General features: G+C 71.0%; 22 protein-coding genes. 11 read left to right on the top strand and 11 right to left on the bottom strand.

The features are described 5' to 3' along the window. The first annotated feature begins 167 nt into the window (after positions 1-167). Entirely contained in the window at positions 168-1,457 is a 1,290-nt protein-coding gene (locus O7616_RS00955) for a DUF6350 family protein (protein ID WP_282305262.1), read from the top strand. A 55-nt stretch (positions 1,458-1,512) separates the two neighbouring features. Here the strand turns inward: O7616_RS00955 and O7616_RS00950 are convergent, their stop codons facing one another. After that, positions 1,513-2,013, bottom strand: a complete 501-nt coding sequence (locus O7616_RS00950; RefSeq protein WP_269682387.1) for a DUF4190 domain-containing protein — start codon at positions 2,011-2,013, stop codon at positions 1,513-1,515. A 272-nt stretch (positions 2,014-2,285) separates the two neighbouring features. Here O7616_RS00950 and purN point away from each other — a divergent pair, with 272 nt between their 5' ends. Both purN and purH read left to right on the top strand, forming a co-directional pair. Then, on the top strand, positions 2,286-2,906 hold the full coding sequence (purN, locus tag O7616_RS00945; RefSeq protein ID WP_145778993.1) for a phosphoribosylglycinamide formyltransferase: 621 nt from the start codon (positions 2,286-2,288) through the stop codon (positions 2,904-2,906). After that, positions 2,903-4,474: a bifunctional phosphoribosylaminoimidazolecarboxamide formyltransferase/IMP cyclohydrolase gene (gene purH, locus O7616_RS00940; RefSeq protein WP_282305261.1), complete on the top strand. Its 1,572-nt coding sequence runs from the start codon at positions 2,903-2,905 to the stop codon at positions 4,472-4,474. The genes purN and purH overlap by 4 nt, the downstream gene beginning before the upstream one ends. An 84-nt stretch (positions 4,475-4,558) precedes the next feature. Here purH and O7616_RS00935 read toward each other — a convergent pair whose 3' ends face one another. The 5 genes from O7616_RS00935 to O7616_RS00915 all read right to left on the bottom strand — a co-directional run bounded on the left by O7616_RS00935 (position 4,559) and on the right by O7616_RS00915 (position 10,385). Then, entirely contained in the window at positions 4,559-5,593 is a 1,035-nt protein-coding gene (locus O7616_RS00935) for a dipeptide ABC transporter ATP-binding protein (RefSeq protein ID WP_282305260.1), read from the bottom strand. Then, on the bottom strand, positions 5,574-6,605 hold the full coding sequence (locus O7616_RS00930) for an ABC transporter ATP-binding protein (protein ID WP_282264564.1): 1,032 nt from the start codon (positions 6,603-6,605) through the stop codon (positions 5,574-5,576). The genes O7616_RS00935 and O7616_RS00930 overlap by 20 nt, the downstream gene beginning before the upstream one ends. A gap of 67 nt (positions 6,606-6,672) precedes the next feature. Further along, on the bottom strand, positions 6,673-7,629 hold the full coding sequence (locus O7616_RS00925) for an ABC transporter permease (protein ID WP_282305259.1): 957 nt from the start codon (positions 7,627-7,629) through the stop codon (positions 6,673-6,675). Positions 7,630-7,647: 18 nt separating this feature from the next. After that, entirely contained in the window at positions 7,648-8,586 is a 939-nt protein-coding gene (locus O7616_RS00920) for an ABC transporter permease (RefSeq protein ID WP_282305258.1), read from the bottom strand. A 197-nt stretch (positions 8,587-8,783) separates the two neighbouring features. Continuing rightward, the gene (locus O7616_RS00915; protein WP_282305257.1) at positions 8,784-10,385 is read right to left on the bottom strand and encodes an ABC transporter substrate-binding protein; all 1,602 of its coding nucleotides are present in this window, start codon (positions 10,383-10,385) and stop codon (positions 8,784-8,786) included. A 449-nt stretch (positions 10,386-10,834) separates the two neighbouring features. Here O7616_RS00915 and O7616_RS00910 point away from each other — a divergent pair, with 449 nt between their 5' ends. Both O7616_RS00910 and O7616_RS00905 read left to right on the top strand, forming a co-directional pair. Continuing rightward, a complete protein-coding gene (locus tag O7616_RS00910) occupies positions 10,835-11,695 on the top strand; it encodes a bifunctional methylenetetrahydrofolate dehydrogenase/methenyltetrahydrofolate cyclohydrolase (protein ID WP_282305255.1) in 861 nt (286 codons plus the stop codon). Positions 11,696-11,821: 126 nt separating this feature from the next. Then, positions 11,822-12,772: a malate dehydrogenase gene (locus O7616_RS00905; protein WP_282264569.1), complete on the top strand. Its 951-nt coding sequence runs from the start codon at positions 11,822-11,824 to the stop codon at positions 12,770-12,772. Between the two features lie 275 nt (positions 12,773-13,047). Here O7616_RS00905 and O7616_RS00900 read toward each other — a convergent pair whose 3' ends face one another. Then, the gene (locus O7616_RS00900) at positions 13,048-13,857 is read right to left on the bottom strand and encodes an MBL fold metallo-hydrolase (RefSeq protein ID WP_282305254.1); all 810 of its coding nucleotides are present in this window, start codon (positions 13,855-13,857) and stop codon (positions 13,048-13,050) included. Between the two features lie 137 nt (positions 13,858-13,994). Between O7616_RS00900 and O7616_RS00895 the strand changes: the two genes are divergently transcribed. Continuing rightward, a complete protein-coding gene (locus O7616_RS00895) occupies positions 13,995-15,212 on the top strand; it encodes an NADP-dependent isocitrate dehydrogenase (RefSeq protein WP_282305253.1) in 1,218 nt (405 codons plus the stop codon). 314 nt (positions 15,213-15,526) lie between these two features. Here O7616_RS00895 and galT read toward each other — a convergent pair whose 3' ends face one another. The 3 genes from galT to cysC form a co-directional block, all read right to left on the bottom strand. Next, complete coding sequence (galT, locus tag O7616_RS00890) at positions 15,527-16,603, bottom strand: galactose-1-phosphate uridylyltransferase (protein ID WP_282305252.1); 1,077 nt, start codon at positions 16,601-16,603, stop codon at positions 15,527-15,529. Then, the gene (locus tag O7616_RS00885) at positions 16,603-17,424 is read right to left on the bottom strand and encodes a DeoR/GlpR family DNA-binding transcription regulator (protein WP_282305251.1); all 822 of its coding nucleotides are present in this window, start codon (positions 17,422-17,424) and stop codon (positions 16,603-16,605) included. Before O7616_RS00885 ends, galT begins: the two co-directional genes overlap by 1 nt. Positions 17,425-17,534: 110 nt before the next feature. Continuing rightward, positions 17,535-19,064, bottom strand: a complete 1,530-nt coding sequence (gene cysC, locus O7616_RS00880) for an adenylyl-sulfate kinase (protein ID WP_282305250.1) — start codon at positions 19,062-19,064, stop codon at positions 17,535-17,537. 381 nt (positions 19,065-19,445) lie between these two features. On the opposite strand from cysC, the gene O7616_RS00875 reads away from it, so the two are divergent. The 5 genes from O7616_RS00875 (at position 19,446) to O7616_RS00855 (ending at position 23,619) form a co-directional block, all read left to right on the top strand. Next, positions 19,446-20,360 (top strand): ABC transporter ATP-binding protein, encoded by a 915-nt coding sequence (locus tag O7616_RS00875; protein WP_282305249.1) that lies wholly within the window; start codon positions 19,446-19,448, stop codon positions 20,358-20,360. Continuing rightward, positions 20,353-21,258: an ABC transporter permease gene (locus tag O7616_RS00870; protein ID WP_282305248.1), complete on the top strand. Its 906-nt coding sequence runs from the start codon at positions 20,353-20,355 to the stop codon at positions 21,256-21,258. The genes O7616_RS00875 and O7616_RS00870 overlap by 8 nt, the downstream gene beginning before the upstream one ends. Further along, positions 21,258-22,169, top strand: a complete 912-nt coding sequence (locus O7616_RS00865) for an ABC transporter ATP-binding protein (protein ID WP_282264577.1) — start codon at positions 21,258-21,260, stop codon at positions 22,167-22,169. The genes O7616_RS00870 and O7616_RS00865 overlap by 1 nt, the downstream gene beginning before the upstream one ends. 1 nt (position 22,170) lies before the next feature. Continuing rightward, positions 22,171-22,881, top strand: coding sequence for an ABC transporter permease subunit (locus tag O7616_RS00860; protein WP_282264578.1), 711 nt, complete (start codon positions 22,171-22,173; stop codon positions 22,879-22,881). A gap of 93 nt (positions 22,882-22,974) precedes the next feature. Then, positions 22,975-23,619, top strand: coding sequence for a hypothetical protein (locus O7616_RS00855; RefSeq protein ID WP_282264579.1), 645 nt, complete (start codon positions 22,975-22,977; stop codon positions 23,617-23,619). Between the two features lie 46 nt (positions 23,620-23,665). Here the strand turns inward: O7616_RS00855 and valS are convergent, their stop codons facing one another. Beyond that, positions 23,666-26,335, bottom strand: coding sequence for a valine--tRNA ligase (valS, locus tag O7616_RS00850; RefSeq protein ID WP_282305246.1), 2,670 nt, complete (start codon positions 26,333-26,335; stop codon positions 23,666-23,668). Between the last annotated feature and the right edge of the window lie 6 nt (positions 26,336-26,341).

The raw sequence follows: 26,341 nt of genomic DNA, 5'->3' as shown, positions 1-26,341 counted from the left end.
AAGGCCCGGCGCTGTGAAGGCCCGGGGCGCGGGAGCGTCGGCGGCGGGTAAGGGTGCTCGCCGGACCGCCGTTCGGACTCGGCCTCGACCCGACAGCCCTTATGAAACGCGCCCCAGGTGGGGTTAACGGACTGCCACCGCCCGCCCGACGTGCCAGAGTAGAGCGGATGTCCCCCGTCACCCCTGACCGTCCCAGCCGTCCCGGTGGTGTGAGCGCCGACGACCGGCCGGTCGCCCGTGCCGCGCCGGCGCGGCGGGTGCCCGCGCCCCGCGCGGGCGGGTCGCCGCGCGGACGTGCTCCGCTGCCCGTCGCCGCCGGGGTGGCGGCCGGTTGGGCCGCCCTCACCTCCTACCTGCCGGTCGCCATCGTGCTCGGCCTGGTCCAGCTCGGCACCGACTCGACGACCCTGGCCGGCACCCTGCGTACGGCGTTGGCCGGCTGGCTGCTCGGCCACGGGGTGCCGCTGCACACCGACTCCGGTCCGCTCGGGCTCGCCCCGCTGGCGCTGACCGTGCTCGCGCTCTGGCGGCTCAGCCGAGCCGGCGTGCACGTCAGCCGCGCGATCGGCGCCCGGGACACCCGCTCACCGCGTCGGGCAATGGTCGCCGCAGGTGCGGTCGGCGTCGCGTACGCGCTGTTCGGCGTGCTCGCGGCGGTGCTGATCGGCAGCGGAGGGCCGGAGGTGTCCGCGATCCGGGCGGGTGCCACGTTCGCGGTGGTGGGCACATTCGCCGCCCTGGTCGGCGCCGTCCGGATCACCGCAGTGACCCGGGTGCTCGTCGCCCGGATACCGGGCCCGGTCCGGGACGGCGTTCGCACCGGCCTGGTGGCGGGGTTGCTGTTGCTCGGCGCGGGTGCCGGTGCGGCGGGCCTGGCGGTGGCCACCGGTGGGGGCGACGCGGCGGACATGATCGGGGCGTACCGGACGGGGGTCGCCGGTCAGGCCGGGATCACGCTGGTCAGCGTCGCGTACGCGCCGAACGCGGCGATCTGGTCCACCAGCTACCTCCTCGGGCCGGGCTTCGCGGTCGGCACCGACACCGCGGTCCGTACCAGCGAGGTGTCGGTCGGGGCGTTGCCGGCCGTGCCTCTGCTCGCCGGTCTGCCGCGCGGCCCGGTGGACGGTCTGGGCGCCCTGCTGCTCGCGGTGCCGGTGCTGGTCGGGATGGTCGCGGGCTGGCTGCTCGCCCGCCGGGTGGCCCGACTCGCCGGCCCGGAGCGGGCCCCGCAGCGCTGGGCGGAGGTGCTGACACCGGCGGTGCTGGCCGGGCCGGTGGCCGGTGTGCTGCTCGGTCTGGCCGCGGCGATCTCCGGTGGGCCGTTGGGGGCCGGTCGGCTGGCGCAGGTCGGGCCGGTGGGCTGGCAGGTGGGCGGGGTGGCGACCGCCGTCATCGCGGTCGGTGCGCTGCTCGGCGCTGCCGCCACCCGGGCGCTCACCCGCTCACCCGCCCAGTAGACGAGCCCGGGGCGCCCCGGACGGAATCCGGAACGCCCCGTGGATGCGGGATTCGTCAGGGGTTGGTCGGCAGGCCGACGTTCAGCGCGACGCTCAGGATGATCGAGATGATGCCGAGCGCGACGCCGACGGCACCACAGATCAGGCCGGCCTTGGCCTGCCCGGCGTTGCTCGCCTGCCCCTGCGCCGCCTTCTGCCGACCCAGGTAGCCGGTCACGGCGCCGCCGATGCCGACCGGGATGCCCAGCAGCGGGCAGCAGGCCAGCGGGATCGACGCGATGCCGAGGATCAGCGCCACCAGGCCGAGGGTGTTGTTCTGTCCCTGACCCTGCGGGTAGCCGGCGTTCGGGTACGTCGGACCGCCGCCGTACTGCGGCTGCTGCTGGCCGTACGGGTCCTGGTACGGCTGCTGCTGGCCGTAGGGCTGACCGGACGTCGGCTGCTGACCGTACGGAGCGGCCGGCGGCTGGCCGTACGGGTTCTGCGGCGGCTGGGGCGCGGTCGGGTCGTTGGGCTGCTGGCCGTACGGGTCCTGGCCGGGGTTACCGGGTTGCATGCACAAGCTCCTTGAACTGGTTCCGTCAGTTGCTGCTGTTGTTTCCACCCATGATCGCTGTCACTCCTCGGAATGCACAGCGGAGGATCACGACGACATCGCGGTGACGCTGTCGATCGACGTCTGGCGTTGGCCGATCGGTGCGGGCGCGGACCGGCGCGGCTTTCGGCCGAGCGAGCGGCAGCGTACCGGGTCGATGCACGTCGACGCTGTCAAAGATCGGCGCGCCGCCCAGCCGAAGGGCGTCCTGACCTGCCCGATAGGGTGGCCCGGTGACCGAGCCCGCGCCTGTCGCCCGCATCGTCGTCCTCGTCTCCGGCTCCGGCAGCAACCTCCAGTCGTTGCTGGACGCCGCCGCCGACCCCGCGTACGGCGCGCAGGTCGTCGCGGTCGGCGCGGACCGGGACGGCATCGCGGGCCTGGACCGGGCCGAGGCCGCCGGGGTGCCGACCTTCGTGGAGCGGGTCCGTGACCACGACACGCGGGAGGACTGGGACCGGGCGCTCACCGCGCACGTCGCGAAGCACCAGCCCGACCTGGTCATCTCCGCCGGTTTCCTCAAGCTGGTCGGGCCGCACTTCCTCGCCGCCTTCGGCGACCGCTACCTGAACACCCACAACACCCTGCTGCCGGCGTTCCCCGGCATCCACGGCCCGCGTGACGCGCTCGCCTACGGCGTGAAGCTCACCGGGGCCACCCTCTTCTTCGTCGACGCCGGCATGGACACCGGGCCGATCGTCGCGCAGGTCGCGGTGCCGGTGCTCGACGACGACGACGTGGACACGCTCACCGAGCGCATCAAGGAAGCCGAGCGGCGCCAGCTCGTCGAGCAGGTCGGCCGCCTGGTCCGCGAAGGCTGGACCATCACCGGAAGGAAGGTCACGGTTCCGTGAGTCCCACTCAGGACGGGCGTCGCCCGATCAGGCGGGCGCTGGTCAGCGTCTACGACAAGACCGGGTTGGCCGAGCTGGCCCAGGCCCTGCACGCCGCCGGTGTGGAGATCGTGTCCACCGGCAGCACGGCGGGCGCCATCGCCGCCGCGGGTGTGCCGGTGACGCCGGTGGAGACGGTGACCGGGTTCCCCGAGGTGCTCGACGGCCGGGTGAAGACCCTGCACCCGAAGGTGCACGCTGGTCTCCTCGCCGACCTCCGCAAGGACACCCACGTCACGCAGCTCGACGAGCTGGGGGTGGCGGCGTTCGACCTGCTGGTCTCCAACCTCTACCCGTTCCAGGCGACGGTCGCCTCCGGCGCCGGTGTCGAGGAGTGCGTGGAGCAGATCGACATCGGCGGCCCGGCGATGGTGCGGGCCGCGGCCAAGAACCACGCCTCGGTCGCCGTGCTCACCGACCCGTCCGGTTACCCGGCTCTTCTCGGCGCGCTCGACGAGGGCGGTTTCACCCTGGCCCAGCGTCGCGCGCTGGCCGCCCGGGCGTTCGCCGACATCGCCGAGTACGACGTGGCGGTGGCCCAGTGGTGTGCCCGGGAGTTGGCCCCGGCCGACGACACCTGGCCGGCGTTCGCCGGTTCGGCGCTGCGCAAGTCGACTGTGCTGCGGTACGGGGAGAACCCGCACCAGCCCGCCGCGCTCTACACCGACCCGGACGCCCCGGCGGGGTTGGCCCAGGCCGAGCAGTTGCACGGCAAGGAGATGTCGTACAACAACTATGTCGACGCGGACGCCGCCTGGCGGGCCGCGAACGACTTCGCCGACCAGCCGGCGGTGGCGATCATCAAGCACGCGAACCCGTGCGGCATCGCGGTCGGCGCGGACGTGGCCGAGGCGCACCGCCGGGCGCACGCCTGTGACCCGGTGTCGGCGTTCGGCGGTGTCATCGCGGTCAACCGGCCGGTCTCGGTCGAGATGGCCCGGCAGGTGGCGGACATCTTCACCGAGGTGGTGGTCGCCCCCGGCTTCGACGAGGGTGCGGTCGAGGTGCTGCAGGGCAAGAAGAACATCCGGCTGCTGCGCGCACCGGCCTGGACCCCGGCGACCGTCGAGTGGCGGCCGGTGACCGGTGGCGTCCTGACCCAGGTCGCCGACCGGGTGGACGCCCCCGGCGACGACCCGTCCAACTGGCAGTTGGCGACCGGCGAGGCTGCCGACGAGGAGTTGCTGCGCGACCTGGCGTTCGCGTGGCGGGCGGTCCGGGCGGTGAAGAGCAACGCGATCCTGCTCGCCAAGGACGGTGCCACCGTCGGCGTCGGCATGGGTCAGGTCAACCGGGTGGATTCGGCGCAGCTCGCGGTGAGCCGGGCCGGCGCCGACCGGGCCCGGGGTTCGGTGGCCGCCTCGGACGCCTTCTTCCCGTTCGCCGACGGTCCGCAGATCCTCATCGAGGCGGGCGTGCGCGCCATCGTCCAGCCCGGCGGCTCCATCCGCGACGAAGAGGTCATCGAAGCGGCGCGCAAGGCCAACGTCACGATGTACCTGACGGGAACCCGCCACTTCTTCCACTGACCGCTCCGCACTCCGTCGATCATGAAGTTATCGCCCTGACACGCCCGTGCAGGGCGATAACTTCATGATCAACGCAACGGAGGGTCAGGGGGTGGCCGGGCGGAGTTCGGCGAAGTGGCAGGCGGACGGGTGCGGGTCCGCAGCCCTCGGCACCGTTGCCGGGTCCTCCACGGCGCAGATGTCCTGAGCCTTCCAGCAGCGGGTCCGGAAGTGGCATCCGCTCGGCGGGTCGGCCGGGCTGGGCACGTCACCGACCAGCCGGATCATGGTGCGCTGGTCGCGGGCCTCCGGGTCGGGCACCGGCACGGCGGAGAGCAGAGCCTGGGTGTACGGGTGGGTGGCCCGCTCGTAGATCTCGTCCTCGGTGCCGATCTCCACGATCCGACCGAGGTACATCACTGCGACCCGGTCGGCGATGTGCCGCACCACGGACAGGTCGTGGGCGATGAAGATGTACGACAACCCCAACTCGTCCTGCAACTGCTTGAGCAGGTTGATCACCTGGGCCTGGATGGAGACGTCCAGCGCCGACACCGGCTCGTCGCAGACGATCACGTCGGGCCGCAGCGCCAGCGCCCGAGCGATGCCGATGCGCTGGCGCTGACCGCCGGAGAACTGGTGCGGGTACCGGTTGATGTGTTCCGGGTTGAGCCCGACCAGGTCCAACAGCTCCTGGACGCGCCGCTGCTTGCTGCCCTTGGGTGCGGCATCCGGGTGGATCTCGAACGGCTCGCCGATGATGTCGCCGACCGTCATCCGCGGGTTCAGCGAGGTGTACGGGTCCTGCATCACCATCTGCATGTTGCGACGCACCCGGCGCAGCTCGCCGCCGGATGCCTTGAACAGGTCCCGGCCCTCCAGCGTGGCGCTGCCCGAGGTGGGCGTCTCCAACCGCATCAGCAGCCGGGCGAGGGTGGACTTTCCGCAGCCGGACTCGCCGACGACACCCAGCGTCTCGCCCCGACGCAGCTCGAAGCTCACCCCGTCGACGGCCTTGACCGCGCCGACCTGCCGCTGGAACAGCACGCCCTGGGTGATCGGGAAGTGCTTCACCAGGTTGTCGACGGAGAGGATCGCCTCGCCGCGGACCTTGGTGGGGTTAGCGGGCGACGCTGTCATCACGGACCTCCTGCGCGAAGTGGCAAGCGCTGGTCCGGCCGTCGCCGAGGACCAGGTCGTGCGGCACGACGTCCACGCAGACCTGCTGGACGTACGGGCACCGGGGGTGGAACGGGCAGCCGGACGGGATGCGCATCAGGTTCGGCGGCAACCCCTTGATCGTCGACAGCTCCTCGCCACGGACGTCCAGGCGCGGGATCGACTCCAACAACCCCTTGGTGTACGGGTGGGCCGGCGCCTTGTAGAGCGAGTGGACGTCGGCGTGCTCGACGATCCGACCGGCGTACATGACGGCGATCCGGTCCGCGACACCGGCGACCACACCCAGGTCGTGGGTGATCAGGATCATCGCCATGTTGAGTTCGCGGCGCAGGTCGGCCAGCAGGTCCATGATCTGGGCCTGGACTGTCACGTCGAGCGCCGTGGTGGGCTCGTCGGCGATCAACACCTTCGGGTCCAGCGCCAGCGCCATGGCGATCATGACGCGCTGCCGCATGCCACCGGAGAACTGGTGCGGGTAGTCGCCGATCCGCTTGGCGGCGCCGGGGATCTTGACCAGGTCCATCAACTCGATGGCGCGCCGCCGGGCGTCGGCCCGGGACATGCCGGCCCGCTGGCGCAGCGTCTCGCCGATCTGCCAGCCGACCGGGAACACCGGGTTCAGGGCGGAGAGCGCGTCCTGGAAGATCATCGCGATCTCCTTGCCGCGTACCTGCCGACGCTGCTCCTCGGAGCGGGTGAGCAGGTCCTGACCCTGGTAGAGGATCTGGCCGGAGCGGACGAACGCGGGCGGGGTGTCCAGGATGCCCATGATCGCCTGGGCGGTGACCGACTTGCCCGAGCCGGACTCGCCGAGCACGGCGAGTGTCTCGCCGGCGTCCAGGTGGTACGACACGCCGTTGATCACCCGGGCCACACCCTCGTTGGTGCGGAACTCGACGTGCAGGTCCCGCAACTCCAGCAGGTGGCCGCCCTCGGGCGTGGTGGAGGCGGGCGTGGGTTGGACGGTCATGACAGTGCCTGCCTTTCGCTCGCGGCTGCGGGGCTCGCTTCGCTCACTCCTCGCGCTCGCATGTGAATCACCGCAGCTTCGGGTCGAAGGCGTCACGGATCGCGTCGCCGAGCATGATGAACGCCAGCACGGTCAGCGCGAGGAACGCCGACGGGACGATCAACGGGGTGGCCGCCTCCCGCATGTGGATCCGGCCGGTGTCGATGTCCTGACCCCAGGAGATGGTCGGTGCCTTCAGGCCGATGCCCAGGAAGGAGAGCGTCGCCTCGGCGGCGATGAACGAGCCGAGCGCGATGGTCAGCACCACGATGACCGGTGCCAGCGAGTTGGGCAGGATGTGCCGCCACATGATCCGGCTGTTGCCGGCACCGAGCATCCGGGCCGCCGCGACGTAGTCCTGCTCCTTGGCGGTGATCACCGAGGAACGGACCACCCGGGCGGCGGTGGTCCAGCCGAGGAGGGCCAGCACGAAGACGACCGCGCCGATCCGCGCCCACTGGCTGTCGCTGGACACCCGCTTGAGCAGCACGATCGCGGCCAGCAGCAGCGGGATGCCGAGCACGATGTCGATCACCCGGGAGAGCACGGCGTCGACCCACCGGCCGAAGTAACCGGCCAACATGCCGATGACCAGGGCGATGATCCCGGTGCCGAGCGCGGCGAGCGCGCCGACCAGCAGCGAGGCCCGGGTGCCGTAGACCGCCCGGGAGTACGTGTCGCACCCCTGGAAGTCGTACCCGAAGATCGCCCCGCCGGACGGCCCGGCGTGCTGCCGGGACAGCAGGCAGTCGTTCGGGTTGTTGGCGGTGAACACACCGGGGATCAGCGCCATCAGCGTGAAGATGACGACCAGCGCCAGCGAGATCCAGAAGATCGGGTTGCGGCGCAGGTCGCGCCAGGCGTCTCCGGCCAGGCTGCGGGGCTTGTTCGGGGCGCCGACCTGGTTGGGTGTGCCCGGCTCCCCCGAGGGGCCACGCCGTGCGGCCTGGTTCTCGCTGGCCGCCACGGTTTCGAAATCGCTCATGCCGGCACCTCGCTGCGCTCACTCATAGCGGATCCTCGGGTCGAGTACGGCGTACAGGACGTCAACCACCAGGTTCGAGACCAGGTAGACCACGACGAGCACACTGACGATGCCCACCACCAGGGGGCCGTCCTCGGTGCGGATGCCGCGGAAGAGGTTGAACCCCACGCCGGGGATGTTGAAGACGCCCTCGGTGATGATCGCGCCGCTCATCAGGTTGCCCAGTTCGACACCGAGGAAGGTGACGACCGGGATGAGCGAGTTGCGCAGCACGTGGACGATGACGATGCGGCGCTTGACCAGGCCCTTCGACCGGGCGGTCCGGACGTAGTCGGCACGCAGGTTCTCCGCCACCGAGGCGCGGGTGAGCCGCAACGCGGTGGCCAGCGACAACGAGCCGAGCACGATGCCCGGCAGCAGGAGCGCGTAGAACGAGGGGTCGGAACCGGCGGTGGGCGGGAAGAGCTGCCACTTGACGCCCAGGAAGAACTGCGCCAACGGTGCCAGCACGATGGTCGGGATGCCCAGGACCAGCAGGGTCAGCACCAGCGTCGAGTTGTCGAAGATGCTGGCCCGGCGGATACCGGCGATCACCCCGGCGCTGACCCCGAAGATGATCGCCACGGCGAGCGCGATGAGCGCGAGCCGTACGGTGACCGGCCAGGCCTGTTCGAGGATGTCGCCGATGCTCCGACCGGTGAGCGACTCGCCCAGGTTGCCCTGGAGCAGGTTCTTCACGTAGTCGAAGTAGCGGTAGAAGAAGCCGCCGACGCCCGTGGCGTCCAGGTGGTACTTCTCGGTCAGGTAGGCCCGTTGGGCCGGCGTCACCGGTCGTTCGCCGGCGAGCGCCTGGATCGGGTCACCCTGCCCGGCGAATGTCAGCGCGTAGACGATCAGGGTGGTCCCGAAGAACGCCAGGACCATCTGCAGTAGGCGCCGCAAGATGTAGCGGAACATGCTTAGCAGTCTCTCCGGAAATGTGCGAAAGGGTCGCAGGACGGCATCTCTGGTCGTACCCGAAATATCGGAGACGTGCCGTCCGGCCCGGGGGAGCCGGCACCACCGGGCCGGGCTCGCTGCTGCGGCCCGGCCCCCGGTGGTGCGGTCCGGGCCACCCGGGCATCGTCGCCCGGGTGGCCCGCACCATGGTCAGCTCAGCTGGCCGCTTCGATCTTGACGAGGTTGACCCGCTGGAACAGGTCCATCTCCACGTTCTTGACCTTGGACGAGTGGCCGAACACGTTCTCGCCGAAGCGGAGCGGGATCACCGGCATGTCCTTGGCCAGGATGTCCTCCGCCTGCTGGTACTTGGCGATCGCCTCGTCCTGCGTCTTGGCGGCGGAACCCTCCTTGACCAGCTTGTCGAACTCCGGGTTGCTGTAGCCGTAGTAGTTCGACGAGCCGTTCGTGCTGTACAGCGGGCCGAGGTAGTCCTCCATGGTCGGGTAGTCCATGACCCAACCCATCCGGAACGCACCCACCGGCGTCTTCTTCTCGACCTTGGTCAGCAGGTCGGCGAACTTCGGCTCGGCCACGCCGACGGCGTCCACGCCCAGGTTGGTCTTGAGCTGGTTGACCGTGGCGTCGACCCAGTCCTTGTGCCCGCCGTCGCCGTTGTACGAGATGACGATCTTCGAGGGGCCACCGGCGGCCTGGTAGAGCTTCTTGGCCTCGGTCGGGTTGAACTCGCCGGCCTTGCCCGCGGTGTTCTCCCGGTAGCCCGGCAGGACCGGCGAGACGAAGGAGCGCGCCGACTGCTGCGAGCCCTTGAAGACCGACTTGGTGATCTCGTCACGGTCGATCGCCATCGAGATGGCCTTGCGGACGTCCGGGTTGCTGTAGTCCTTGTCGAACGTCGGGAACGCCAGGAACTGGAACGACGACATCGGGCTGGTCTGGTACCGGTCGCCCAGGTCGCTCGGCGCGGTGCTCAGGCTCTCGGTCGGGATCGTCGGCAGCACGTCCAGGTTGTCCGCCAGGACGTCCGCGTACGCCGCGGTGAGCTGCTGGTAGATCCGGAACTCGATGTTCTTGACCTTGGGCTTCTCGCCCGGGAAGGCGTCGTACCGCTCGACCTCGATCTTGCTGTCGTGCTGCCAGGTGCCCTTCATCTTGAAGGGGCCCTGCCCGATCGGGGCCTGCTCGTAGGAGTCCTTGAGCACGCCCGGGGCCGAGAACGCGGCGTCCGGCATCGGGTAGAACGAGGTGTAACCGAGCACCGTCTTGAAGTCGATGTACGGCTCGGAGAGGGTCACGGTGAAGGTGAGGTCGTCGACCTTCTTCAGACCGGACATCTCCTTGGCCTTGGGCGTCTTGCCCTGCAGGTCCGCGTAGCCGGCGATCTTCTCGAAGAAGTAGTTGCTGTCCTGGCCGTTGGGGGCGTACGCGCCGTAGTTCCAGGCGTTGATGTAGTCCTCGGCCGTGACCTTCTCACCGTTGTGGAAGGTGAAGCCGTCCTTGAGCTTGATCGTCCAGACCTTGTTGTCGGACGAGGTGACCGACTGGGCGGCGACCTCGTACGGCTTGTTCTGGGCGTCGTAGTCCACGAGCGGGCTGAACAGGCCGGTGAGCACCTGCGCGCCGGACACCTCGGTGGTGTTCGTGGGAACCAGGTGCTTCGGCTCGGCGATCTGGATGCTGACCACCGAACTGTCGCTGCCGCCGGAACCACCGTCGCCGCCGCTGCCGCAGGCCGCGAGGCCCAGCGTCACCGCGAGCGGGAGGGCGGTCCAGGCGGCGAGTCTACGAACTCGCATTGAGCCTCCTCATCTCCTCACGCTGCGCAGTCAGGCCCGACGCTGGGTTTACGCTGCGCAACAAGCGGTAACGGTAGGTCGGCGGCGAGGCTTCGGCAACGACGCGGTTGCGGGTGGGTAACGGTCTGAGGTCGGATCTCTTGTCGAGCCGTCCTCGGCCTGCTACGCCAAACCGCACGAAACGTCATCTGCCTGCGAATAGGCGGTTGCTTTCGAGGCCGGTCGTGACGGTCTGGATCGCGCTGGCACTCGCCGGGGCGTCCATCCGGTCTCGGCTGGCCGTGCACACGATGTCTGGTTCGATGGTGACCGAATGAACATCTGCTCACAGAGAGTGACTAGCAACACGTCACGGATGGTCACATTTGCTGATGGTGATCAAGGGCATGGTTGGGGCGCCCGATCGAGGTCGTCGGAACCGCGGGCGGCGGCCGTGAGACGATCGGGTCGTGACGGCGACGCTTCTGGACGGCAAGGCAACCGCGGCAGAGATCAAGGACGAGCTGCGAATTCGGGTGAAGGCACTCGCGGAACGCGGCATCACCCCCGGGCTGGGCACCGTCCTGGTCGGGGCGGACCCGGGCAGTCAGGCGTACGTCAACGGCAAGCACCGTGACTGCGCCGAGGTGGGCATCGCCTCGATCCGCCGGGAACTGCCGGCCGACGCCACCCAGCAGCAGGTCGACGACGTGCTGGCCGAGCTGAACGCCGACCCGGCGTGCCACGGCTACATCGTCCAGCTGCCGCTGCCCGCCCACCTCGACACCCAGCGCGTGCTGGAGCTGATCGACCCGGACAAGGACGCCGACGGCCTGCACCCGGTCAACCTGGGTCGGCTCGTCCTCGGCTACGACGGCCCGCTGCCCTGCACCCCGCGCGGCATCGTCGAACTGCTCCGCCGTCACGACGTGGCGCTGCGCGGCGCCACCGTCGCCGTCGTCGGCCGGGGCAACACCGTCGGACGACCGCTCGGCCTGCTGCTCACCCGTCGCTCCGAGAACGCCACCGTCACCCTGTGCCACACCGGCACCCTCGATCTCGCCTCGCACACCCGCGCCGCCGACATCGTCATCGTCGCGGCCGGCGTACCGGGGCTGCTCACCCCCGACATGATCAACCCGGGGGCGGTGGTGGTGGACGTCGGCATCACGCGGGTGATCGGTGCGGACGGCAAGGGCCGCTACACCGGCGACGTGGACCCGGAGGTGGCCGAGACGGCCGGCGCGCTGGTCCCGATGCCCGGTGGTGTCGGGCCGATGACCCGGGCCATGCTGCTCACCAACGTGGTGGAGCGCGCGGAGCGCGGCTGACCGGTACGCCGGTGACGCCGGTGACGTTCGCCCCATCCCGGCGATGCCCGCCGCCCCTGGCCTGATCGGTGCCAGGATGACTGATACGGTCCGGAAAACCGACTGGTATCAGGGAGTGGGACGACCATGGGTAAGAAGGTCACTGTCGTCGGGGCTGGCTTCTACGGCTCTACCACCGCACAGCGCCTGGCCGAGTACGACGTCTTCGACACCGTAGTGATCACCGACATCGTGGAGGGCAAGCCCGCGGGCCTCGCGCTCGACCTCAACCAGTCGCGGGCCATCGAGGGCTTCGAGACCAAGGTCGTCGGCGTGACCACCGGCCCCAACGGCGAGGGCTACGAGGCGATCGAGGGCTCCGACGTCGTCGTGATCACCGCCGGCCTGCCGCGCAAGCCCGGCATGAGCCGGATGGACCTGCTGGAGACCAACGCCAAGATCGTTCGCCAGGTCGCCGAGAACGTCGCCAAGTACGCCCCGAACGCCGTCGTCATCGTCGTCTCCAACCCGCTGGACGAGATGACCGCGCTGGCGCAGATCGCCACCCAGTTCCCCAAGAACCGGGTGCTCGGCCAGGCCGGCATGCTCGACACCGCCCGGTTCAGCAACTTCGTCGCCGAGGCGCTGAACGTGCCGGTGGCGTCGGTACGCACGCTGACCCTCGGCTCGCACGGCGACACCATGGTCCCGGTGCCGTCGAAGAGCACCGTCAACGGCAAGCCGCTGCGTGACGCGATGCCGGCCGAGCAGATCGAGGAGCTGGTCGTCAAGACCCGCAACGGTGGCGCCGAGGTGGTCGCGCTGCTCAAGACCGGCTCGGCGTACTACGCCCCGTCGGCCGCCGCGGCCCGGATGGCGAAGGCTGTCGCCGAGGACTCCGGCGAGGTCATGCCGGTCTGCGCCTGGGTCGACGGCGAGTACGGCATCTCCGGCGTCTACCTGGGTGTCGAGGCGGAGATCGGTGCCGAGGGCGTCAAGCGGGTCGTCGAGACCGACCTGGACGCTGACGAGCGCGCCAGCCTCCTGGAGGCCGCCGAAGCCGTCCGCGCCAAGCAGGGCGACATCTCCAGCATGTAGCTCCTCGAACCAGACCACGTGAAGGGCCCGCCGGCTGCGCCGGCGGGCCCTTCACCGTCCCCACCCGCCCTGCCCCTCCCGCCTTCGGTGATCAAGAGGTTTCCGTCACCGCGCCCCCGATTTCTGACGCAAACCTCTTGATCAACAGATGTCAGCGGCAGGAGACCTTCGCGCGGCCCTGTTGATCATGAAGTTATTGCCCTCCCGCACGGCGTGTCGGGGCAATAACTCCATGATCAACGGCGGTCAGGGGGTGGGGGTCGGGGGGAGGTGGGTCAGCGGGGTCGGGGGGTGGGGGTGAAGGGGGTTCCTAGGTGGGGGGTGGCCAGGAGGGTGGGGGAGTGGGTGCGGAGGGTGGTCAGGCGGGAGGCGCGGGCTTGCTCCGGGTCCTCCTCGTGGGCGTACGCCAGGTCGGGGTCGACGAGCTGCACCATGTGCACCAGCAGGTCACCGGTGAGCAGCATCCGTTCGTCGGCCCAGGTCAGGAGCACCGACTGGTGGCCTGGGGTGTGACCGGGAGTGGGCAGGAGGCGTACCGCCGGGGTGAGGCTCGTCTCGCCGTCGACCACCCGGAGCCGGCCGGCGGCGCGCAACGGCGCGATCAGGCCGGTCGGCAGTCCCGGGTTGAGGGTTTCGGCCGCGTCCACCTCGGCGCGCTGCACCAGGTAGCTCGCGTTCGGGAAGTACGGCCGGCCGGGCGTGCCGGTGACGGCCCAGCCGATGTGGTCGCTGTGCAGGTGGGTCAGCACGACAGTCTCGACGTCGGTCGGGTCGATGCCGGCGGCGGCCAGTTCGGCGGGCATCCGGCCGGGCACCGGCGCCCAACTCGCGGCGGGCGCGTCGGCCGGGCCGATCCCCGCGTCGACCAGGGTGACCGGCCCGTCGCCGGAGCGGATCGCGAAGCTGCGGAACGGCAGCCACCACTGCCCGTCGGCGGTGACCGAGGCGGGGTCGCGCCGGTCGGCCTCCGCCCAGTGCGCCGCCGTGGCGTGCGGAAACGCCTCGGCGCGGGGTTGGAAGAAGGCACCCTCGCCGTCGGTGAGGGCGGTGACCGTGATAGACCCGAGGGTGCGGCTCAGTGGCATCGCGTCATGATCCAGGGAGTTCCTGCGCCGCGCAGCCCGGTTTCCGCCGGTCGGTCGAGGCCGGCTGGGGGTCGCCACCCCAATTGCAGTACGCTCGTACTGCTTGAGCACGTGTCCCCCGAGAGGAGCGCCGGCCGATGGCGAAGATCAAGGTAAACAACCCGGTCGTGGAGCTCGACGGCGACGAGATGACCCGGATCATCTGGAAGCAGATCCGGGAGCAGCTGATCCTGCCCTACCTCGACGTCGACCTGCACTACTACGACCTGTCGATCCAGTACCGCGACGAGACCGACGACCAGGTCACCATCGACGCCGCCAACGCCATCAAGGAGCACGGCGTCGGCGTCAAGTGCGCGACCATCACCCCGGACGAGGCCCGGGTGGAGGAGTTCGGCCTGAAGAAGATGTGGCGGTCGCCCAACGGCACCATCCGCAACATCCTCGGCGGCGTCGTCTTCCGCGAGCCGATCATCATGTCCAACGTGCCGCGGCTGGTGCCCGGCTGGACCAAGCCGATCATCATCGGCCGGCACGCCCACGGTGACCAGTACAAGGCCACCGACTTCGTCGTCCCCGGCCCGGGCACGGTGACCATCACCTACACCCCGGCCGACGGCGGCGCGCCGATGGAGATGGAGGTCGCCGACTTCCCGGGCGGCGGCATCGCCATGGGCATGTACAACTACGACGAGTCGATCCGGGACTTCGCCCGGGCGTCCTTCCGGTACGGCCTGGACCGCAACTACCCGGTCTACATGTCGACCAAGAACACCATCCTCAAGGCGTACGACGGCCGGTTCAAGGACATCTTCGCCGAGGTGTTCGAGGCCGAGTTCAAGGCCGATTTCGACGCCGCCGGCCTCACCTACGAGCACCGGCTCATCGACGACATGGTCGCCGCCGCGCTCAAGTGGGAGGGTGGCTACGTCTGGGCCTGCAAGAACTACGACGGTGACGTGCAGTCCGACACCGTCGCGCAGGGCTTCGGCTCGCTGGGTCTGATGACCTCGGTGCTGCTCTCCCCGGACGGCCGGACCGTCGAGGCCGAGGCCGCGCACGGCACTGTCACCCGGCACTACCGGCAGTACCAGAAGGGCGAGAAGACCTCGACCAACCCGATCGCGTCGATCTACGCCTGGACTCGGGGCCTGGCCCACCGGGGCAAGCTGGACGGCACCCCGGCGGTCACCGAGTTCGCCAACACCCTGGAGCAGGTCATCGTCGACACCGTCGAGGGCGGCCAGATGACCAAGGACCTCGCGCTGCTCATCTCGCGCGACGCCCCGTGGCTGACCACCGACGAGTTCATGAACGCGCTCGACGAGAACCTGGCCCGTAAGCTCTCCGCCTGATCCAGGCGTACCGCGTCATCGGAGCCCGCCGGCCACCCGCCGGCGGGCTCCGGCGTGTCCGGCGGTGCCACGCCGATCGGCGTCACCGCCGTCGGCGCGCCTCGTTGACCAGGATGGACGAGATGCCAGTCGCGTCCAGGAAGGTTGACCTCGGTCGACCCGCGGCACCCGTGCGCCGATCAGCCAGCCTTCCCGGCTGTGCCGTGCACAGCCAGCCGTCCCTTCCCTGCGGGGGGCCCTGTCCCGGGCCCCCCGCGCCCTGTTCCCGCCCGCCCTGTCCCGGCCCGCGCAGGGTCGCGCAGGGTCGCGCAGGCTCAGGCCGCGCGGAGCATCTCGGCGGCCCGCTCCGGGGCGATGTCGTTGATGAAGACACCCATCCCGGACTCGGAGCCCGCCAGGTACTTCAGCTTGTCCTTGGCGCGCCGGATGCTGAACAGCTGTAGGTGCAGGTGGCCGAGGCCCCGGTCGATCCGCACCGGTGCCTGGTGCCACGCCGAGATGTAGGGCATCGGCATGTCGAACAGGCCGTCGAAGCGGCGCAGCAGATCCAGGTAGAGCGGCCCGAAGGCGTCCCGCTCGCTGTCACTGAGCGCCGGGATGTCCGGTACCACCCGGCGAGGCGCGACGTGCACCTCGAACGGCCAGCGGGCAGCCGCCGGGACGAACGCCGTCCAGTGCTCGTTCTCGGCCACCACCCGTTCGCCGGCGGCGCGTTCGGCGGCCAGCACGTCCGCGTACAGGTTGCCCCCGCCGGTCCGCTCCGCGTGTCGGCGGGAGGCGGCCAGCAGCGCGCGGGTGCGCGGCGTCACGAAGGGGTACGCGTAGATCTGCCCGTGCGGGTGGTGCAGCGTGACGCCGATCTCGACGCCGCGGTTCTCGAAGCAGAAGACCTGCTCCACGCCGGGCAGTTCGCCGAGCACCTCGGTGCGGTCGGCGAGCGCGTCCAGCACCGTACGCACCCGGCGCGGCGGCAGGCCGGCGAAGGAGGCGTTGTGGTCCGAGGTGAAGCACACCACCTCGCAGCGACCCAGGCCCGGCCGGACCGACGTGAACGGGGTGATCGCCCCGGGCTCGTCGGCGACCCGGCCGCTCAGCGACGGGAATCGGTTCTCGAAGACCACCACGTCGTAGTCGGGGGCGGGGATCTCGGTCAACCGGTCGCCCACCGACGGGTCGAGCGGGCACTCGTTCGCCGGTGGCAGGAAGATCCGGGTCTGCCGGTGGACGGCGACGGCCACCCACTCGTCGGTCAGCGGGTCGTAGCGCAGCTGGGACGCGGGAGGCGGTGGTGGCAGGTCACGGCGGTCGGGCTGGTCGCGGACGGCGTCGTCGCGCTCGTCGAAGTAGATCAGCTCCCGGCCGTCGGCCAGGTCGATCGCGGTGCGCTTCACTACGCCGTCCCCTCATTCGTCGGCGTGCGCGTCGCGCGGCCCGCCCCTGTCGCCTTCACCATGATCAATTCGCCCACCTGTTCGCCGAGTACCCGTCGAGCGGGTGGAGGCAACCGGTCGTCGCTGACCAGTACGTGTGCCGCGGCCAGCTCGACGATCGAGGAGATGCCCACGGTGCCCCACTTGGTGTGGTCGGCGAGCACCACCAGCCGGTCCGCCGCGGCCACGAGCGCCCGGTCGGTCTCGGCCTCCATCAGGTTCGGGGTGGTGAAGCCGGCCCGCTCGGAGATCCCGTGGACGCCCAGGAAGAGCAGGTCCAGGTGCAGCGACCGGACCGCCCCGACCGCGAGGGGGCCGACCAGCGCGTCCGACGGTGTGCGTACGCCTCCGGTGAGCACCACCGTCTGGTCCGGCCGACCTCCGGCGTGCAGGATCTCGGCCACCGGCAACGAGTTGGTCACCACGGTCAGGCCGGGCACGTCCACCAGCCTGCGGGCCAGTTCGGCGGTGGTGGTGCCGGCGGAGAGGGCGACCGCCGCACCGGGGCGGACCAGGTGGGCGGCGTGCTCGGCGATGGCGGCCTTCTCCGGCGACTGACGGACCGACTTGGCGTGGAAGCCCGGCTCGTCGGTCGAGCCCGGCCCGGCTGTCGTGGCGCCGCCGTGCACCTTGGCCAGCAGGCCGCGTTCGTGCAGCGCCTCCAGGTCGCGCCGGATGGTCATGTCGGAGACGCCGAACTCGGTGGCCAGCTCGCTCACCCGAACGCCGCCGGTCGACCGGACCCGCTCCAGGATGGCCGCCTGCCGCTGCTGAGCGAGCATCGCCGTGCCTCCCGAGAACCCCGTACTCTCACGCGGTCAAACGTGTTCCAACAAGAATGAACACTAGCGCGTAGCGGGCAGCGGTGGAAGGAACGGGGTACCGCGACGCCTCAGGAGGACGCAATCTTCAACTCCACCCAGCCGGTCTCGGTCAGGTGGTGAAGCACCGCCTGCACCGCGTCCGCCACGCTCAGGTCGGTGGTGTCGAGTACCAGGTCGGCGTCGGTCGGCTCCTCGTACGGGTCGTCGATCCCGGTCATCCCGGTGAGCAGGCCGGCGCGCGCCCGCGCGTACAGGCCCTTGCGGTCCCGGCGTTCGCACACCTCCAGCGGGGTGGCCACGTGCACCAGCACGAAACCCGCCCCGGCGGCCAGGGCCATCTCCCGGGCCGTGGCGCGAGCCGCCGCGTACGGGGCGATCGGGCAGCAGATGCCCACCCCACGGTGCCGGGCGACCTCGGCGGCCACCCAACCGATCCGCCGGACGTTGAGATCCCGGTCGGTCTTGCTGAAGCCCAGCCCGGCGGAGAGTTCCCGGCGCACCACGTCCCCGTCGAGCAGGGTCACCGTGCGGTCGCCGCTCTCCCGCAGAGCGTCCGCCAGCCCTCGGGCGATCGTCGACTTGCCCGAACCGGAGAGGCCGGTCAGGAAGACCACCAACCCCCGGTGCCGGCGCGGCGGTCGGGCCCGGGCCAACTCCCTCGCCACGGCCGGCGGGGTGTGCCACTCGGGCAGCGGGAAGCCCCGGTCGAGCAGGTCGTCGATCTCCTGCTGGGTGAGGGCGAGCCGGCGGTTACGCGGTGGGATGTCCTCCCGCCAACGCCACTGCCCGTCCCGGTTGTCGTACGCGAGTTCCCGCGGCACCAGCACCCGCAACCCGGCACCGGAGAGCATCTCCCCGGTGGAGAGCAGGTGGGTCACCCCGTACGCGGCGGAGACCCGGGCACGCAGCAGGGCGTCGCTGATCTCCTCGCGTCGGTGCGACAGGGGCACCGCGACCAGGGTCGCCGGCGGCATCCGGTCCCGGGCGGCGAAGATGGCGCGGACCAGCGCCTCCGGCGGGAGCCCACCGGCACCGCCCTCACCCACCGGGATCATCACCAGCAGGTGCGCGGCCAGGGTGCGGGCGGCATGGGCGATCTGGGCGAGCTGTGGACGATGCAGTGGCCGGTCGGCGATGACCCCGAGCACCCGGCCCGGAGGCAGCAGCGCACGGACCTCCTCCGGGTCGCGGCGCAGCCGCTGGAACGGGCCGTGGCCACCGTCGCCCAGTCGCCGGACCGGGCCACCGACCCCGGCGATGCCGTCGCGCACCTGCCAGACGTCCGCCACGTCCAGAGCGGCCGCCGGTGCACCCTCGCCGTCGGTCAGCACCAACGCCCGACGGGCCGGGTCACGGGGATCGAAGCTCTGCGCCAGGGCGGCCGGCACCTGGAGTGTCACCGCGACCTGCCACGGCGCGCCGTCGGCCAAGCGGCCGCGTCGACTGACCGAGACCAGGTCGGCGCGGGTCATGAAGCCGTTCAGCGGGGCGTACGCGCCGGTCAGCAGCAGCTCAAGATCCGCGAGTTCACCCGGACGCGGCGTGTACGCCGGTGCGTCCCGCAGCACCTCGTCGGGCAGCACCCAACCGTTGCTCATCCACACCCCCCACTCGCTGACCGGCACACAGTTTCGCAGCCCACCGCCGATCGGTCGAGAGCGCCACTCCACGACGCCGGGGGACAGGATCGACGCCGATCCGTCGCCACCCGCGCGCACCCTCGCCCGTCCGCCCGTCCGCCCGTCCGTGACCTCGTGCCGTGGCGACCAACCGCCGGATTGCTGCCCACTGAACGGAAGATGAATCGTCCCACCCGCGACGGGCTTTTTCGAAGCGGGGTCGCGGGTGGACACGGGACCGGAGAGAACCTTCCCACCAGCCGGGTGGCGGACCTTAGGGGTCCGCTGCGCCGAGGATCAGGGAAGCGCCGGGGGCGCGCCGGTGTCTGCGCCGGGCATCCACTCCCTACGCTGGGCGACGTGACACTGATCGCGACCCAGTCGCTCACCAAGACGTACGGAGGTCGGGTCACCGCGCTCGCCGACCTCACCGTCGCCGTCGAGCCCGGGATCATCGGCCTGGTGGGCGCGAACGGCGCCGGCAAATCCACGTTGATCAAGATCCTGCTCGGCCTGATCCCACCGAGCAGCGGTCAGGTCTCGGTGCTCGGCATCGACCCGACCGCGGACCCGGCGCAGGTCCGCGCCCGGGTCGGCTACATGCCCGAGCACGACTGTCTCCCGCCGGACCTGTCCGCCGCCGAGCTGGTCACCCACCTCGGCCGGATGAGCGGCCTGCCTCGCACCGCCGCCCGCGAACGGGCGTCGGAGGCGCTGCGGCACGTCGGTCTCTACGAGGAGCGTTACCGCCCGGTCGGTGGCTACTCGACCGGCATGAAGCAACGCGTCAAGCTGGCCCAGGCGCTGGTGCACGACCCCGACCTGCTGCTGCTCGACGAGCCGACCAACGGCCTGGACCCGGCCGGCCGCGACGCCATGCTGGCCCTGGTGCACCGGATCGGCACCGAGTTCGGCATCTCCGTGCTGGTCTGCTCGCACCTGCTCGGCGAGGTGGAGCGGATCTGCGACACGCTGATCGCCATCGACGGCGGCCGGTTGCTGCGCGCCGACAACATCTCCGCGATGACCTCGGCGACCGACGTGCTCGCCGTGGAGGTGAGCGAGGGCACCGAGGAACTCGCCGCCCGGCTGGCCGAGTTGAAGCTGCCGGTCGCGCGGGAAGGTCGGCTGCTCCTCGTCGAACTCGCCGACGACAACACCTACGACCTGATCCTCGGCGCGGTCGCCGAGCTGGACCTGCCACTGCACCGACTGGACCAGCGCCGGCACCGGGTGGCCGAACTCTTCGCCACGAGGGAGCTCACCCATGCCTGAGCCGTCTTCCACCGCGCTGCGGTCCACGCCCACCGGCGTCATCCACGACATCGGCTACCAGCGGTACGCGGGCCCGAGGCTGGGCCGCTGGAACGTCTTCGGCGCGCTCTACGTGCACGGGCTGCGTACCACCTTCGGCTTCGGGCGCAGCGCCAAGGCCAAGATCTTCCCGTGGTTGGTGATCGGCATCGTCACCCTGGTCGCGGCGGCGCTGACCGCGATCCGCAGCCAGATCGGCGAGCCGGTCGCCACGTACGCCCAGTTCGCCGACTCGATGAGCTGGCTGGTCCTCTTCTTCGTCGCGGTGGCCGCGCCGGAGCTGGTCTCGCGGGACCTGCGCAGCGGCGTCCTGCCGCTCTACTTCTCCCGGCCGCTGCCGCGCGGCGACTACGCGCTGGCCAAGCTGCTGGCCCTGGTCACGGGGCTCTGGCTGCTGCTCGGCGGCCCGCAGGTGCTGATGTTCCTGGGTGCCGCGTTCACCACCGAGCAGGGTCTTCGCGGGGTCTGGAACGAGCTGCTCGACCTGCTGCCCGGCCTGCTCTACGCCGGGCTGTGGGCGGTGGTCTTCGCCTCGGTCGGGCTGCTGATCGCGTCGCTGACCGGCAAGCGCGCTTTCGCCGCCGGTGGGGTGGTCGCCGTCTTCCTGATGACCACACCGATCGTCGGGGTGCTGAGCATCCTGCCGTCGCGCAGCGCCAACGAACTGGCCGGCCTCGCCTCGCCCTCCACCCTGGTGCAGGGCGTGGGCATCTGGTCGCTCGGCGACCTGCTGGTGGAGGACGGGCAGGAAGGTCTCGGTGTCGGCGGCTTCGGCCCGGTCTACGCCCTGGCCGCGGTCCTGCTGGTCGCCGGTGCCACCGCCCTCCTGCTGGCCCGCTACCGGAAGGTCGCCTCCTGATGAGCATGCTGAGCCTGACCGGGGTGTCCCGGTGGTACGGCAACGTGGTCGCGGTCAACGACATCAGCATGGCCCTCGGGCCGGGCGTGACCGGGCTGCTCGGCCCGAACGGCGCCGGCAAGACCACGCTGCTGCACATGATGGCCGGGTTCCTCGCCCCGTCGCGGGGCACGGTCACCCTGGACGACGAGCCGACCTGGCGCAACCCCGACGTCTACCGGCGGCTGGGGCTGGTCAGCGAGCGGGAGGCGGTGCAGAGCTACCTCACCGCCTACGAGTTCGTGCTGGCCAGCGCGAAGCTGCACCGGCTGGCCGACCCCGCGGCGGCGGCCCGGCGGGCGATCGAGCTGGTCGAGTTGGAGTCGGCGCAGAACCGGCGGATCGGCACGTACTCCAAGGGCATGCGGCAGCGGGCCCGGGTGGCCGCCGCGCTGGTGCACGAACCGCAGGTGCTGCTGCTCGACGAGCCGTTCAACGGGATGGATCCACGCCAGCGGCTGCACATGATGGACCTGCTGCACTCCCTCGGCGACTCCGGCCGGACGATCCTGTTCAGCTCGCACATCCTGGAGGAGGTCGAGCAGGTCTCCGGGACGGTGCAGGTGATGGTGGCCGGCAGGTTGGCCGCCTCCGGCGACTTCCGGACCATCCGGCGGCTGATGACCAACCGCCCGCACGTCTTCGCGGTGCGCTCCACCGACGACCGGGCGTTGGCCGTCGCGTTGATCGCCGAGTCGTCGGTGACCGGGGTCGAGTTGGACCCCACCGGCCTGACCGTGCGCGCCGGTGACTACGGCGCCTTCACCCGGGCGCTACCCCGGATCGCGCTCGACCAAGGCATCCGGGTGCGCCAGCTGGTGCCGTCCGACGAGTCCCTGGAGAGCGTCTTCTCCTACCTCGTGGAGGCCTGACATGTCGACGATCACCTGGATCACCGCCCGTGGGCTGTTCGGCCGCCGTCGGTTCCTGCTGCTGCTCCCGCTGCCGTTGGTCCTGCTCGGGCTGGCCGTGCTGTGCCGGTCCCTGGGCGTGGACCCCCGTCAGTGGGGGCCTCCGGTGCTGGTCGGCCTCGGGCTGGCCGTGGTGCTGCCGGTGGTTGCGCTGATCATCGGAACCGGTGTGCTGGGCGCCGAGATCGACGACGGCACGGTGGTGCACATCCTGACCAAACCGCTTCCGCGTTGGCAGATCGTGCTGCCGAAACTCGCGGTGGCCGCCGGGATCACCGCGCTCACCGTCGCGGTGCCGCTCTACGTCGCGGGCGTGCTGGCCGCTTCGGTACGCCTCGGACTGGCGTTGGCGGTCGCGGCGGCGCTCGGCGCGCTGGCGTACTCGGCGCTGTTCCTCGCGCTCAGCCTGGTCACCCGGCGGCCGGTGCTGCTCGGCCTGGTCTACGTGCTGATCTGGGAGGGCCTGCTGGGCAACTTCGTCAGCGGCACCAAGGTGCTCTCCATCCAGCAGTACGTGATCGCGCTCGCCGACCGGCTCGCCCCCACCGGGCTGCTGGAGACCAGCGTGTCGGTGCCGGTGGCGTCGGTGATGACCGTGTTGGTCAGCGTCGGCTTCACGGTGTTGGCCATCGACCGCCTGCGCTCGTTCAGCGTGGCCGGCGAGACGAGCTGACACCGGTGCGAATCGCCGTTCCGGCCAGCCCCCTCCTCGCGGTAGGGCTGGCCGGATGGACCGAGCGGGCCACGACGAGCCAGGCTGTCGGGTGTGAGCGTCGAAGCGGAGCAGACGTCGTTGGCTGAGCCGTACTCCCGGAGCAGTCGGCCGTGGCTGACCAGCCTGGCCGTCGCCGGGCTGGCCTGCGCCACGGTCGCCACGGCAGCCCAGGGCAGCGGCCGGTTCCACTGGTGGGCCGTGTTCATCCTGATCCCGACCGCGTTGCTCGCGGCCAGCGGTGGGCCGTTGCTGGCCCGGGGCGGCGGCCGGGCCTTCGCCGGGTACATGCTCGCCTGCGTCGGCGCGATGGGGTTCGCGGTGGGCGCGCTGCTGATGTTCGGCGTGATGGGGCGGGGCTGGCCGCTGATGGTGGTACTGCCCTGCCTGGCGGTCGCCGGCACCTACGGCTGGCGGGCGGCCCACCCCCTGGTTCGTGGCCTGCACCGGGCGGTGGCCCTGCTCGCCCTGACCGGCGCGTTGCTCGGCCTGACCCTGCAACTGATCCGGGTGGACCTGATCCACCTCAGGGCCGGCTGGTGGGGTGCGTTCCTGATGCTGGCCGGGGTCATCGTGCTCGGCAACGCGGGTGAACTGACCCGGCACCGGATGCCCTACCGCCTCCAGGCGATCACCCTGCTGGTCGGGCCCTCGGTGGTCGCGTTCCTGCTCGGGCTGCGTTTCCTGCGCGGCTGGTGACACCGCGCGTCCGCCGCCGCGCGAGGGGGGCGGCGGCGGACGCGGGTCAGAACGCGCAGGCGATGACGAGTTCCGGGGTGCGGTCGGGGAGCAGGTCGAGTTTGGCGATCCGGCCGGCCGCCCGCAGGTCGTCGGCGACCAGTGTGAGCTGCTCCAGGAGCGCCGCCGGGCCAAGCGCCTCGGCCAGCGGCACCTCCGCCCTCATCGACAGCTTGCGCTCCGACTTGGCCCGCCGGACCTGGCTCAACGCGTCACCGGCCAGCCGCAGCAGCGCCGGGTCACCCGACCCTTCGATGGTCCGGGCCACCTCGTGGGTGGTCGGCCACGGAGCACGGTGCACCGAGCCGTACCGCCACCACGACCAGATCTCCTCGGTCACGTACGGCAGCACCGGGGCGAACAGCCGTAGCTGCACCGAGAGCGCCGTGGCGAGCGCCGCCCGCGCCGAGTCGGCCGCCGCGTCGGTGCCGTACGCGCGTTCCTTGACCAACTCGATGTAGTCGTCGCAGAACCGCCAGAAGAACGCCTCGGTCGCCTGCAACGCGGCAGTGTGGTCGTACGCGTCGAAGGCGGCGCCCGCGGTGTCGACCACGGTCGCCAGTTCGGCGAGCATCGCCCGGTCCAGTGGGGCGGTGGTCGGCAGCTCCAGGTCGCGGCGTGGCGTCGGACGCGCCGAGCTGGAGTTGCCGTACGGGGCACGCAACGCGTCCGCCGCGCCCAGCCCGAGCGCGAACTTGGACGCGTTGAGCAGTTTGGTCGCCAACCGCCGACCGATCTTGATCTGCGCGGGGTCGAAGGCCAGGTCGGTGCCGGGTTTGCCGCTGGCCGCCCAGTAGCGCACCGCGTCCGAGCCGTGCTGCTCCAACAGCGCCGACGGCGTGACCACGTTGCCCTTGGACTTGGCCATCTTCTTCCGGTCCGGGTCGAGGATCCACCCCGAGAGCACGGTGTCCCGCCAGGGCAGCACCCCGTGCTCGAAGTGCGAACGGACCACGGTGTCGAACAGCCAGGTCCGGATGATCTCCTGCCCCTGTGGCCGGAGGTCCATCGGGAAGATCTGGGCGAACAGGTCCGGGTCCGTCTCCCACCCGCCGACGATCTGCGGGGTCAACGAGGACGTGGCCCAGGTGTCCAGCACGTCCGGGTCACCGATGAAGCCACCCGGATAGCCGCGCTGCGACTCGTCGTAGCCGGGCGCCGGATCACTGGACGGGTCAACCGGCAGCGCGGACTCGTCCGGCGTGAGAGGGTGGGACCAGTCCGGCTCGCCAGCGTCGTCGAGCCGGTACCACACCGGCACCGGCACGCCGAAGAAGCGCTGCCGGCTGACCAGCCAGTCACCGGTCAGGCCGCCGACCCAGTTGTCGTAGCGGTGCTTCATGTGCGCCGGCACCCAGTGCAGCTCACCGCCCCGGGCCAGCAGCGTCGCCCGCAGCTCGGCATCCCGGCCACCGTTGCGCAGATACCACTGTCGAGTCGACACGATCTCCAGTGGCCGGTCGCCGCGCTCGTAGAACTTCACCGGGTGGGTGATCGGGCGCGGCTCGCCGATCAGGTCACCCGCGTCGGCCAGCATGCTCACGATCTCCCGGCGGGCGCCGTTGACGGTCTGCCCGGCCAGCGCCGCGTACGGCTGCGCCGGCACCCCCGCCGGTGGCTCGGGGAGCAGCCGACCGTCCCGGCCCATCACCACCCGCGTGGCCAGCCCCAGCTCACGCCACCACGTCACGTCGGTCAGGTCGCCGAACGTGCAGACCATCGCCACACCGGTGCCCTTGCCGGGATCGGCGAGCGGGTGCGCGTACACCGGCACCTCGACGTCGAACAACGGGCTGCGCGCGGTGCCGCCCACCAGGTCGGCGTACCGCTCGTCGTCCGGGTGGCAGACCAGCGCCACGCAGGCCGGCAACAGCTCGGGACGGGTGGTGTCGATGAGCACCTCACGCCCGCCGGGCGCGGTGAACCGCAGCCGGTGGTAGGCGCCGGGACGCTCCCGGTCCTCCAACTCGGCCTGAGCGACGGCGGTGGCGAAGCCGACGTCCCACAGCGTCGGCGCCTCCGCCTGGTACGCCTCACCGCGGAGCACGTTGCGCACGAACGCCCGCTGGCTGGTGGCCCGGGCGATCCGGCCGATCGTCGTGTACGTCAACGACCAGTCCACCGAGAGCCCCAGCCGCCGCCACAGCGCCTCGAAGACCTGCTCGTCGGTGACCGTCAGCCGTTCGCACAGCTCGATGAAGTTGCGCCGGGAGATCGGGGTCGGGTCCCGGCGGGCCGCGTCGTCGACCGGGGCCGCCGGTGGCCGCCACACCGGGTCGTACGCCAGCGCCGGATCGCAGCGCACCCCGTAGACGTTCTGCACGCGACGCTCGGTGGGCAGACCGTTGTCGTCCCAGCCCATCGGGTAGAAGACGGCCTTGCCGCGCATCCGCTGGTAACGCGCCACGGTGTCGGTGTGCGTGTACGAGAAGACGTGCCCCATGTGGAGTTCGCCCGATACGGTCGGCGGAGGCGTGTCGATGGAGTACACGTCGGCCCTGCGGCCATTCCCGCTCGGCGCGTCTGATGCCGCGCCGCGACCGGGAACAGCCGTCCTGCTGCGGTCGAACGCGTACGTGCCCTCCTCCTGCCAGCGGCGTGCCCAGCGCTCCTCGAGCCCGTCCAGGGTGGGACGCTCGGGAACGCCGGCGCGGGCCGTCCTCGCCGTATCGGTCATCCTGTG

The sequence above is a fragment of the Micromonospora sp. WMMD964 genome (assembly GCF_029581455.1).
GTDB lineage: Bacteria > Actinomycetota > Actinomycetes > Mycobacteriales > Micromonosporaceae > Micromonospora.
Note: the sequence above shows the minus strand (reverse complement) of the source record. Positions and strands in the feature narration are given on the sequence as shown.

Bases quoted from the DNA above. Each gene is read 5' to 3' on its own strand.
- O7616_RS00955 (WP_282305262.1), top strand. From the start codon at position 168: ATGTCCCCCGTCACCCCTGACCGTCCCAGCCGTCCCGGTGGTGTGAGC.
- O7616_RS00950 (WP_269682387.1), bottom strand. From the start codon at position 2,013: ATGCAACCCGGTAACCCCGGCCAGGACCCGTACGGCCAGCAGCCCAAC.
- O7616_RS00935 (WP_282305260.1), bottom strand. From the start codon at position 5,593: ATGACAGCGTCGCCCGCTAACCCCACCAAGGTCCGCGGCGAGGCGATC.
- O7616_RS00930 (WP_282264564.1), bottom strand. From the start codon at position 6,605: ATGACCGTCCAACCCACGCCCGCCTCCACCACGCCCGAGGGCGGCCAC.
- O7616_RS00925 (WP_282305259.1), bottom strand. From the start codon at position 7,629: ATGAGCGATTTCGAAACCGTGGCGGCCAGCGAGAACCAGGCCGCACGG.
- O7616_RS00920 (WP_282305258.1), bottom strand. From the start codon at position 8,586: ATGTTCCGCTACATCTTGCGGCGCCTACTGCAGATGGTCCTGGCGTTC.
- O7616_RS00915 (WP_282305257.1), bottom strand. From the start codon at position 10,385: ATGCGAGTTCGTAGACTCGCCGCCTGGACCGCCCTCCCGCTCGCGGTG.
- O7616_RS00905 (WP_282264569.1), top strand. From the start codon at position 11,822: ATGGGTAAGAAGGTCACTGTCGTCGGGGCTGGCTTCTACGGCTCTACC.
- O7616_RS00900 (WP_282305254.1), bottom strand. From the start codon at position 13,857: ATGCCACTGAGCCGCACCCTCGGGTCTATCACGGTCACCGCCCTCACC.
- O7616_RS00895 (WP_282305253.1), top strand. From the start codon at position 13,995: ATGGCGAAGATCAAGGTAAACAACCCGGTCGTGGAGCTCGACGGCGAC.
- O7616_RS00885 (WP_282305251.1), bottom strand. From the start codon at position 17,424: ATGCTCGCTCAGCAGCGGCAGGCGGCCATCCTGGAGCGGGTCCGGTCG.
- cysC (WP_282305250.1), bottom strand. From the start codon at position 19,064: ATGAGCAACGGTTGGGTGCTGCCCGACGAGGTGCTGCGGGACGCACCG.
- O7616_RS00870 (WP_282305248.1), top strand. From the start codon at position 20,353: ATGCCTGAGCCGTCTTCCACCGCGCTGCGGTCCACGCCCACCGGCGTC.
- O7616_RS00865 (WP_282264577.1), top strand. From the start codon at position 21,258: ATGAGCATGCTGAGCCTGACCGGGGTGTCCCGGTGGTACGGCAACGTG.
- O7616_RS00860 (WP_282264578.1), top strand. From the start codon at position 22,171: ATGTCGACGATCACCTGGATCACCGCCCGTGGGCTGTTCGGCCGCCGT.
- valS (WP_282305246.1), bottom strand. From the start codon at position 26,335: ATGACCGATACGGCGAGGACGGCCCGCGCCGGCGTTCCCGAGCGTCCC.